Source organism: Microbacterium sp., from assembly GCF_047607465.1.
In the GTDB taxonomy this organism is placed as follows: Bacteria; Actinomycetota; Actinomycetes; order Actinomycetales; family Microbacteriaceae; genus Microbacterium.
This window is the reverse complement of record NZ_JASGCY010000039.1, coordinates 23258-32589: the sequence shown is the minus strand read 5'-3', so window position 1 is coordinate 32589 and position 9332 is coordinate 23258. Positions and strand designations below refer to the sequence as shown.

Sequence of the window (9332 nt, the reverse complement as noted above, 5' to 3'; positions counted from 1 at the left end):
CTGCCGCGCCCGCGCCGGGGCGAGGGATGCCGGAGCCGCGGCGTGCGCGACGAGCGAGCGCGCGTAGTCGCTCTGGTCGGCGTCGAGCTGCAGCGCGTCGACGAGGGCGTCGAGCACCGGGGCGGAGGGGGCCAGGCGTCCCTGCTCGATGCGCGTGTAGTAGTCGCCGGAGATGTTGATCAGCTGCGCGACCTCTTCTCGGCGCAGACCCGCGACGCGGCGCTGGCCGATCGCGGTCGGAAGCCCCACGTTCTCGGGGGTCAGCGAGTCCCGGCGGGTCTTGAGGAACTCGCCGAGCTCTTTGAGATGGGGGGTGCGATCGTGCAGTCCGGGCATGATCCCATTGTGCGCCGAATGACCCAGGGAAGGAAGAGCTCAACCTGGGAATGATCATTCATAGGATGAATGGCTGACTGGTTACCCCCTTTTCCCGGGGGCAGAGTGGATGACATGGCAAACGACACGATCACCCCCACCCCTACGATCAACCACGTCACCTTCCGCAACCCCGACATGTTCTGGGACATCGCCGCCGACATCTACCTCCCGGTGGACTTCGACGAGACCAAGACGTACCCCGCCGTCGTCAGCGCCCACCCGATCGGCAGCTGCAAGGAGCAGACCTCGGGCAACATCTACGGCGCGGCTCTCGCCGAGGCCGGCTACGTCGTCATCGCGTTCGACGCGAGCTTCCAGGGCGCCAGCGGCGGCACGCCGCGCTTCATGGAGGACCCGGCGCAGCGCGTCGAGGACTTCCGCCGGGTCGTCGACTACCTCGTGACCCTGCCCTACGTGGACGCCGACCGCATCGGCGTGCTCGGCGTGTGCGGCGGCGGCGGCTACACCCTCGCCTCCGCGAAGACCGAGAAGCGCTTCAAGGCGGTCGTCTCCATCACGGGCGTCAACTACGGCCGCATGATGCGCGACACCCTCAACGCCGGTGACGGCGTGCTCGCCGCTCTCCGCGGCATCGCCGCACAGCGCACCGCGGAGGCCCGCGGCGCCGACACCGCGGTGAACGGCATGCTGCCGGACTCCGCCGAGGGCGCGCAGGCCGCCGGTGACATCGACATCGTCGAGGCGTACGACTACTACCGCACGGGTCGCGGCGAGTCGGCGAACGGCTGCGTGCTGTTCGAGGCCGCGCACGGCGCCAACGCGCTGGCGTTCGACGCCTTCCACCTCGCCGAGGAGCTGCTCGACCAGCCGCTGCTCGTCGTCGTGGGCGACAAACAGGGCGCGTTCGGCGCGTTCCGCGACGGCAAAGAGATCTGCGAGCGCGCGGCATCCGAGGACAAGCAGCTGCTCGTCCTCGAGGGCGTCTCGCACTACGACCTCTACGACCAGCCGAACGGCGCCGGCGAGGCACTGAAGACGGTCATCCCGTTCTTCGACGCCAAGCTCTGAAACCCAGACACGAGCGGTGCGCCCTCCGGGGCGCACCGCTCTCCCGACCTCCGCACGAAGAGAAGACGATGACCGAGAACACCGAAACCCGCACATCCCCCGCCGCCGGCGTTCTCATCGTCGGCGGCTCGCTCGGCGGCCTCACCACCGCACTCGCGCTCGCCAAGGACGGCGTCTCCTCCACCGTCCTCGAGCGCACCAACGGCCGCACGCAGCGCGGCGTCGCCATCCGCGTCGCCGGCGGCGATCTCTCGCGCACCCTGGGGCCCGATGCGCGGGCGATCGTCGCCGAGGCGCTGGGGGCGGAGTCCATGGCGCAGGGCTGGCTGCCGCACGCCTGGTGGAACGTCTACTCCGCGCTGCGCGCGGCGGCCGAGGCGGAGCCGTCGATCACCCTCGTCGACGGCGCGCACGTCGTCGAGGTCGGGCAGACGGATGCCGCGGCCTGGGCCCGCGGCGAGCAGGGACGCACCTGGGAGGCGCCCCTGCTCGTGGGCGCCGACGGCTACCGCAGCGCCACGCGCCGCCATGTCGACGAGCACCGTCCGGATGCCGACTACGCCGGCTACGTGGTGTGGCTCGGCCAGTCCGACATCCCGGAGCGCTGGATCGGCCGCGTCGGCGGCCCCGACTTCATGGGCGGCCGCGGCGATGAGATGCTCGCGGTATATCCGCTCATCGAGGCCGACGGCTCGGTGCACCGCTTCGGCTGGGGCATCTTCGACCCCACCCGCAGCGCGCTGCTGCGCAGGATCGGCGCCGTCGACGGCACGGTCGTGCGGCACACGCCGCGCAGCGCCGACATCCCCGACGGCACCTACGAGGCCCTCGCCCGCACGGCCGAGAGCCGCTGGCCCGAGCCGTGGTCGACCCCGATCGCCGCGGCGCTGCGCGCCCACGAGGCCATCGCAACGCCGATCACCGAGTACCTGCCCGACCGGGTGGTCGACGGCCGGGTCGCCCTCGTCGGCGACGCCGCCCACGCGCAGACCCCGATGACCGGTGCCGGCTTCGACGAGGCGGTCGACGACGCCCACGCGATCGCCGAGGCCGTGCGGCGTCTGGGCGTCGAGCCCGCCGCCTTCGAGGCCTACGAGCTCTCCCGCCTCGCCGACATGCGCCGCGGCGTCAGCGGCGGCCAGTCGTTCAGCCGCTCGTTCGCCGCCTGACGTCCGCTGCGGGAGAATGTGCAACGTGCACATGAGCCTCGGCGATCCGGGACGGCGGCGATGATCCTCGCCCGCGCCCCGCGCTCCTACCCTGGAGGCGAGCGGTCGACGGCGATCGGGAGGAAGCGATGATGTCACCCACCCACCTGTCACAGGGGTCACGCGAGGGGGAGGCGCGCCCGTGACGGACGCCGTCGTGGTCGGCAGCGGGCCCAACGGGCTCGCCGCCGCCACTGTGCTCGCCCGCGCCGGAGTCCGCGTGCGGGTGATCGAGGCCGCCGACGTCATCGGCGGAGGCGCCCGCTCGGTCGAGTCGCCGCTGCCCGGGCTCATCCAGGACCACTGCGCCGCCGTGCACACGATGGCCCCCGCCGGCGCCTACTGGAGCACGCTCGACCTGCAGGCGATGGGGGTCGCGCTGAAGCACGCCCCGATCGACTGCGTGCATCCCCTCGACGAGGGCGACGCCGCCGTCCTGCACACCTCGATCGCCGACACCGCAGCGGGTCTCGACGCCGACGGAGGCCGCTGGTCGGCCGCGTTCGGCCCCTCGTCGCGCGTCTTCGACAAGCTCGCCGAGGACATCTTCACCCCCATGCTCGCCGTGCCGCGGCATCCGTTCGCCCTCGCCCGCTTCGGGCTCGTCGCCGGTCCTCCGCCCACCTGGGTCGCCCGGTTCTTCCGCACCGAGAAGGCACGGGCGCTCTTCCTCGGCGTCGCCGCCCACGCGATCAACCGCCTCGACGTGCCGCTCGTCACCGGCATCGGCGCGGGCATCATCACCGCGGGCCACACCGTCGGCTGGCCCGTGATCGAGGGCGGCACCGGCGCCTTCACCGCCGCCCAGGTGCGGCTGCTCGACGAGCTGGGCGTGACCTTCGAGACCGGGCGTCGGATCCTCCGCCGGGAGGACCTGCCCCCGCACGACATCACGATCCTCGACGTGCATCCGCGCGACGCCGCCTCGATCCTGCAGAGCGAGCTGCCGGACCACGTGCGCCGCGCGTACCGGCGCTTCCGCTCGGGGCCGGCCGCCTTCAAGGTCGACTTCGCCGTGCGCGGCGGCATCCCGTGGACCAACGAGGCCGCCCACCACGCCGGCACCGTGCACGTCGCCGGCTCCGCCGCCGAGGTCGTCGCCGCCGAGCGCGACATCGCTGTGATGAGGCGGATGCCGGACCGCCCGTTCGTGCTCGTCGGCCAGCAGTACCTCGCCGATCCGTCGCGCGCCGACGGCGACACCGTTCCCGTGTACGCCTACGCGCACGTCCCCGCGGGCTACCGGGGCGATGCGACGGCGGCGATCGTCGCGCAGATCGAGCGCTTCGCGCCGGGATTCCGCAACCGCATCGTCGCCGCGCGCTCGCGCACGACGATGGACTTCGCCGCCGAGAACCCGAACTTCGTCGGCGGCGACATCATCACGGGCGCGAAGACGCCGCTGCAGTTCCTCGTCGGTCCCCGTCTCACCACCCAGCCGTACGACACCGGCGTGCCCGGGTACTACCTCTGCTCGGCGGCGACGGCCCCTGGCCCCGGTATCCACGGCATGAGCGGGTACAACGCCGCCCGCCGGGCGCTGCGCCGGGCCGGCATCCGCGAGGGCGTCCCGGTGGCACCCGCGGGCACGGTCGCGCCGTCGCCCGCCGCAGACCTCCTGGTGCCGGTGCGCTGACGCCGCCGGCACCAGGGACCAACCCGCTGCCCGCGTCCGGCGCCGGGGACGCCTCAGCCGTGCGTCGCCAGCAGGTCGAGCATCCGCAGCGCGAGCGAGATCTCGAGCGCATCGATGCGCTTGCCGCCGCGCTCGGCGATGAACTTGTTGACGCGCTGGCGCACCGTGTTGCGGTGCAGGCGGAGCGCGTCGGCCGTGCGGGTGAAGTTCTCGCCGCTCGCGTAGAAGGTCGCGAGGGTCTCGCGCATCGCGTCGTTCGACGACCCGGCATCGGCCACCGGGCCCAGCACCTCGTGCGTCCAGGCGATGGTGCCGGGGACGTCGTGCATGATCAGCGACAGGAGCCCCACGTCGGGCTCGGCGAACGACACGACGCGCGCCTCGCGGTAGGCGCCGGCGCCCAGGGCCACGAGCCGCGCCTTCGCGGCCTGCTCGTGCGAGCGCCGGAAGCCGGGGATCTCCGCCCCCGGCTCACCGAGGGCGAGGCGGATGCCGCGGGCGTCGCCCTCGGCGCACAGCTGCTGCACCCGGGCGATCGCGTCGGAGGGCAGCGCCCCCGGCAGGGCGATCCACGCCCACGCCGTCGAGCGGTCGGCCGCGGTGATGAGCGGAGGGCGCACGGCGCCGAGCGCGGTGGCCGCGCGGCGCACGAGCTGGTCGATGCGGCGCTGGTCGTCGGGGTCGTGGCTGTCGAACTCGAGCCAGCCGATCACCGCGAGGTGCCGCTGCGACAGCGCGTACTTCGTCTCGACCTCGAACGCCCGCTCGGAGATCTGCTCGCCGCGCATCACCTTCTGCACGGCGACCGCGTTCGACACGGCCCGCGCCGTCCACCAGCGGTGGCGCTCGGCCTCGTGCACCTCGGTGACGTACTTCAGGATCCAGTCGATGTAGTTGTGGATGACGTCGATCACGCGCCGGGTGAGGGTGACCTGGAGCTCCATGCTCTCCAGCCCCAGCGCGTCGATCGCGTCGATGCCGCGGCGCACGAACAGCGCCTGGCCGAGGTAGTAGGCGCGGGTGAGGGCGCCCAGCGGCACGTCGCGCTGCGCGAGGCGCGCCGCGTACTCGACGGCGCCGGTGGTGGGCTGGAGGGAGTCGATGCCGATGTCGTTGCTGAGGATGTGGCAGAGGGTCGTGACGTTGCCGTCGATGCTCGCCCGCAGCAGGTCGATCAGCTGCGGATCCTGCCCGAGACCGTCGATGCGGTCGGCGAGCAGGTCGCGCATCTCGTCGACGATCTGGGGGGCCGCCTCCTGCATGCGGCTGCCGACCGCGGCCACCAGCGCGGTGATGCGCTGCTCGTCCACCATCGCCTTCCCCTTCTCCGTCTCTGCCGCGTATCGCCGCGGCCGCCGGTGGGCGTCTGCTCCACCGCCGGCCGCAGCGATCGGCTCACGCCTTGGTCTGCGCGCGCTGCTCGTCCTCGAGCAGCGCCTCCAGGGTCGCCGTGTCGATCCGCTCGTCCGCGACCACCTCCGCGGGGGCCGCCTCGGCGGCCGATCCGAGGATGCTCGTCGCGGTGAACCGAAGCCTACCGAACTCGGGCGAACGCCAGGTCACCTGCAGCGGGATCGGCCCGTCGGGCAGCCAGGGCTGCTGGGCGACGGCATCCTTCACCCGCCAGCGCCCCCGCTCGACGACGCCGAGCGCCGCGTCGATGAGCTTGTACTCCTGGTAGCCGTGCCAGAGCGGCTCGGACTCGACCCAGGCGACGATGAACTCGCCCGGCTCGAACTGCGCCTGCTCCTGGATCGCCCCGATGAGCTCCTCGTCGTGGAAGTGCCCCTCGCCGAAGTTGAAGCCGATCAGGGCGTTCGTGCCGAACTCGGCCTCGCGGATGCGGCGGTGGTCGAGGTCGGGGACGTTCTTCGTGAGCACCGAGAACAGGCCCTTGGCCTGGCTGTGCATCGAGCGCCAGCCCAGGGTCATCTCGAGGAAGGCCTCGGCCAGCGGGTACGGCAGGCCCATCGCCTGGAACTGGTCGATCTGGTCGAGGGTCGGGCGGTAGACCTTGTGCAGCTTCTTCTCGGCATCCGGGTGGATGGCCCAGGTGCCGGTCGCCCAGTTGCCCTCGTACTGGCGCAGCGCCGCGAGGAAGGAGACCTTGTCGGGGCGGATGCTGCCGAAGATCACCAGGAACACCGGGATCGCGACGACGGCGAGCGGCATCCACGGCTGCGACATGTCGAAGACGCTGAAGCCGGCCTGGTTCGGGTAGCCGATGAACCAGATGCTCGCCGTGATGGCGAAGAGCAGGTTCCACTCCAGCGGCACCGCGATCGGGAACGTCGAGATGATGAAGAAGCAGAAGCCGACCATGAGGAGGGTCGCGAGGGTCACCGTGAGCTGCCCGCCGAAGGCGGAGCCGACGACGAAGAGCATCACCAGCGGGGTCGCGAACTCGACGATGGTGCCCGGGATGTGCGCGATGGTCGCGGCGAGGTGGCTCGGACGTAGGTCGTCCTTGTCGAAGTCGCGGTACATCGCCTTCTTGACGAAGCGGGGCACGTAGAACGGGGTGTTCGACATCATCGGCGGGATGACGGGGGTGAAGTGGCGGTTCCACTTCGAGAATCCGGCGCCGACCCAGATCGTCACGAGGAAGATCTTGAACGCGATGATCATGTCGACGACGCCGTTCTCGCTGAGCAGCGGGAAGGCGATGCAGAACACCACCGGCAGCAGGTACTGCTCGGAGCGCGCCGCGAGGAAGACGATCTTGTCGCGCAGGCCCAGCACCACGAGGAACGCCACGGCGGCGATCAGCGGCGTCGTCTGGATGAGCGAGAAGCCCGCGACGTTGTCGACGACCCAGGCGGGCAGCGTCGCGGCGTTGGCGGCGACGTACTCGCGGAAGGCCGCCAGCGCCGGAAGCTCCGTCTGCCCCGGGGAGAGCACCGCCGTGCCCATCGCGAACAGGAAGCCCCAGTAGAGGAAGACGTCGACGAGCTTGCGCTCGGTGCCCTTGACGCCGGGGATCCACTTGTAGGGGGCGAGGCGGATCGTGCCGGGGCGCGACCAGAACCGGATGCCGCCGGTGAGGGGCCCGAACTTGCCGGCCAGCGGACCCCAGGAGCCGGCGACCCCGATCGCGTCGAGGAGCATCGTCAGGACGAGGAACTTCTGGTAGAAGATCGGGTCGAGCAGGTACGTCGACGGCGCCAGCGGGTTGTGCCCCGAGGTCAGCGTGATCAGCAGCGTGCCGCCGATGAGATACGCCCCGAAGAGCTTCATCAGGTACATGACCTGGATGTTCTTGGCGGCGCCGAAGCCCCATTCCCCCCACTGCTTGGAGAGGACCTTGATGCGGTCGAGGAAGGGCTTCTGGATGAATTCGACGGGATCCCCGACGTCGGGGAACCTCGGTGTCTTGTACGGCATGTCAACTCCTTCGGTGATGCCTGATGGACGGATGTGCTGTTCTCGATGGGGTCGGATGCGGGGCTCGACCGGTCCTGCGGGCAGGCTCCCGCCGGGCCGCCGGCGATCCGGCGGGGGCGAGGGCGTTCTCAGACGACGGCGACGGTGGCGGTGAGGGGGACCTCGACGGGCGCCGTCCGCTGTCTCAGCGTCGGTTTGTCGATCTTGCCGACGGGGTTGCGCGGCAGGGCGTCGACGATCTCGATCCGGGCGGGGACCTTGATCTTCATGAGACCCTCCCGGCTGTGGGCGATGAGCTCCTCGACGGTGGTCGCGGAGCCCGGCAGGAGCACGACGTAGGCGACGGGCACCTCGCCCAGCGCCTCGTGCGGCGCCCCGACCACGGCCGACTCCAGGACGGAGGGGTGGGTGGCCAGGAACGCCTCGATCTCCTTGGGGTAGATGTTCTCGCCGCCGCGGATGATCATGTCCTTGATGCGGTCGACGATGAACAGGTAGCCGTCCTCGTCGAGGACGCCGACGTCGCCGGTGCGCAGCCAGCCGTCGGCGACCGTGTCGGCGGTCGCCTCGGGCCGTCCGAGGTACCCGCGCATGACGGTGGGGCCGCTGATGCGCACCTCGCCGCGCTCGCCGGCGGGCACGGGCGCCCCGTCGTCGTCGGTGATCGCGATGCGCTGGCCGGCGAGGGCGGGTCCCACGCTGCCGGGCTTCTGGGGGCCGTGCAGCGGATTGCACGCCGAGGCGCAGGTGCCCTCGGTGAGGCCGTAGCCCTCGAGCAGCAGCAGGCCGTAGCGGTCGGAGATGCGCTGCAGGAGCTCCTTCGAGACCGGCGCCGCCCCGCAGATGGCGAAGCGGATGCTGCTCATGTCGGGCTGCACGCTCTCGGGCAGCTCGGCGAGACGGGCGAAGATCGCCGGCACCGCGGAGAAGTACGTGGGCCGGAAGCGCTCGATCGCGGCGAGGAAGGAATCCGGGGCGAACCGCTCGAGCACCACGGTGCTGCCGCCGACGGTGATCGGGGCGAGCAGGCTCAGGCAGAGCGAGTTCACGTGGAACAGCGGCAGCACGAGCAGCGCGCGGTCGTCGGCGGCGAGCTCGGTGTGCCGCGCGAAGCCGGTGGCCATCGCGTTGAGGTTGGCGTGGTCGAGCATCACGCCCTTGGGCTGGCCGGTCGATCCACTGGTGTAGATGAGCAGCGCGATGTGGTCGGCCTCGATCTCCGGGCTGACGACGGCGGATGCCGGCTCGGTCCTGATCTCGTCGGAGAGGAGGCGGGCGACGCCGAGGTCGGCGGTCGCGCCGACGCTGCCGGGCGCGGTCACGAGCAGCTTCGCCTGCGAGTCGTCGAGCTGGTAGCGCACCTCGCGCGCGGTGAAGGTCGGGTTCACCGGGGTGGCCGCAGCCCCCGTGCGCCAGGCGCCGAGCAGCGCGATGACGAGGTCGATGCCGTTGGGCAGCATGACGGCGATGACGTCGCCGGCGCCGATCCCGAGGTCGGCGAGCTGTTCGGCGAAGGCGGCCGAGCGGCGCTCGACCTCGGCGTAATCGAGGAAGCGGTCGACGTCGCCGAGGCAGGCGCGGCCGCTGCCGGCGGCGGGTGATTCCCAGGGCAGGTGCTCGAGCGTCATCGCTGTCTCCTTCCAGAGTCTTCTTCGACTGCGGAGCCAGACTACGACCGTGGAAAACCCGGGAGTCCG

Annotated in this window: 7 protein-coding genes; 3 read left to right on the top strand and 4 right to left on the bottom strand. The window is 71.4% G+C overall.

The window, feature by feature from the left end; translation table 11 throughout:
- Nucleotides 1–336 (bottom strand): helix-turn-helix domain-containing protein (locus QM568_RS05075; protein ID WP_415136477.1); only part of this gene is annotated, 336 nt, incomplete at its 3' end.
- Nucleotides 337–450: 114 nt separating this feature from the next.
- On the opposite strand from QM568_RS05075, the gene QM568_RS05070 reads away from it, so the two are divergent.
- The 3 genes from QM568_RS05070 (at nt 451) to QM568_RS05060 (ending at nt 4251) form a co-directional block, all read left to right on the top strand.
- Entirely contained in the window at nt 451–1407 is a 957-nt protein-coding gene (locus tag QM568_RS05070; protein ID WP_415136473.1) for an alpha/beta hydrolase, read from the top strand.
- Nucleotides 1408–1475: 68 nt separating this feature from the next.
- A complete protein-coding gene (locus QM568_RS05065) occupies nt 1476–2576 on the top strand; it encodes an FAD-dependent monooxygenase (RefSeq protein ID WP_415136471.1) in 1101 nt (366 codons plus the stop codon).
- Nucleotides 2577–2757: 181 nt separating this feature from the next.
- Nucleotides 2758–4251 (top strand): phytoene desaturase family protein, encoded by a 1494-nt coding sequence (locus QM568_RS05060; RefSeq protein WP_415136469.1) that lies wholly within the window; start codon nt 2758–2760, stop codon nt 4249–4251.
- Nucleotides 4252–4304: 53 nt separating this feature from the next.
- Here the strand turns inward: QM568_RS05060 and QM568_RS05055 are convergent, their stop codons facing one another.
- From QM568_RS05055 to QM568_RS05045, 3 genes are all read right to left on the bottom strand, one after another.
- Complete coding sequence (locus QM568_RS05055; RefSeq protein WP_415136467.1) at nt 4305–5564, bottom strand: PucR family transcriptional regulator; 1260 nt, start codon at nt 5562–5564, stop codon at nt 4305–4307.
- An 82-nt stretch (nt 5565–5646) separates the two neighbouring features.
- A complete protein-coding gene (locus QM568_RS05050) occupies nt 5647–7635 on the bottom strand; it encodes a DUF3556 domain-containing protein (RefSeq protein WP_415136465.1) in 1989 nt (662 codons plus the stop codon).
- Between the two features lie 128 nt (nt 7636–7763).
- Nucleotides 7764–9263 carry an AMP-binding protein gene (locus QM568_RS05045; RefSeq protein ID WP_415136463.1) on the bottom strand — a complete coding sequence of 500 codons (1500 nt, stop codon included), beginning with the start codon at nt 9261–9263 and terminating at the stop codon, nt 7764–7766.
- Between the last annotated feature and the right edge of the window lie 69 nt (nt 9264–9332).

What these genes read in the sequence shown, in the direction of transcription:
- QM568_RS05070 (WP_415136473.1), top strand. Translation starts at nt 451, where the DNA reads ATGGCAAACGACACGATCACCCCCACCCCTACGATCAACCACGTCACC.
- QM568_RS05065 (WP_415136471.1), top strand. Translation starts at nt 1,476, where the DNA reads ATGACCGAGAACACCGAAACCCGCACATCCCCCGCCGCCGGCGTTCTC.
- QM568_RS05055 (WP_415136467.1), bottom strand. Translation starts at nt 5,564, where the DNA reads ATGGTGGACGAGCAGCGCATCACCGCGCTGGTGGCCGCGGTCGGCAGC.
- QM568_RS05050 (WP_415136465.1), bottom strand. Translation starts at nt 7,635, where the DNA reads ATGCCGTACAAGACACCGAGGTTCCCCGACGTCGGGGATCCCGTCGAA.
- QM568_RS05045 (WP_415136463.1), bottom strand. Translation starts at nt 9,263, where the DNA reads ATGACGCTCGAGCACCTGCCCTGGGAATCACCCGCCGCCGGCAGCGGC.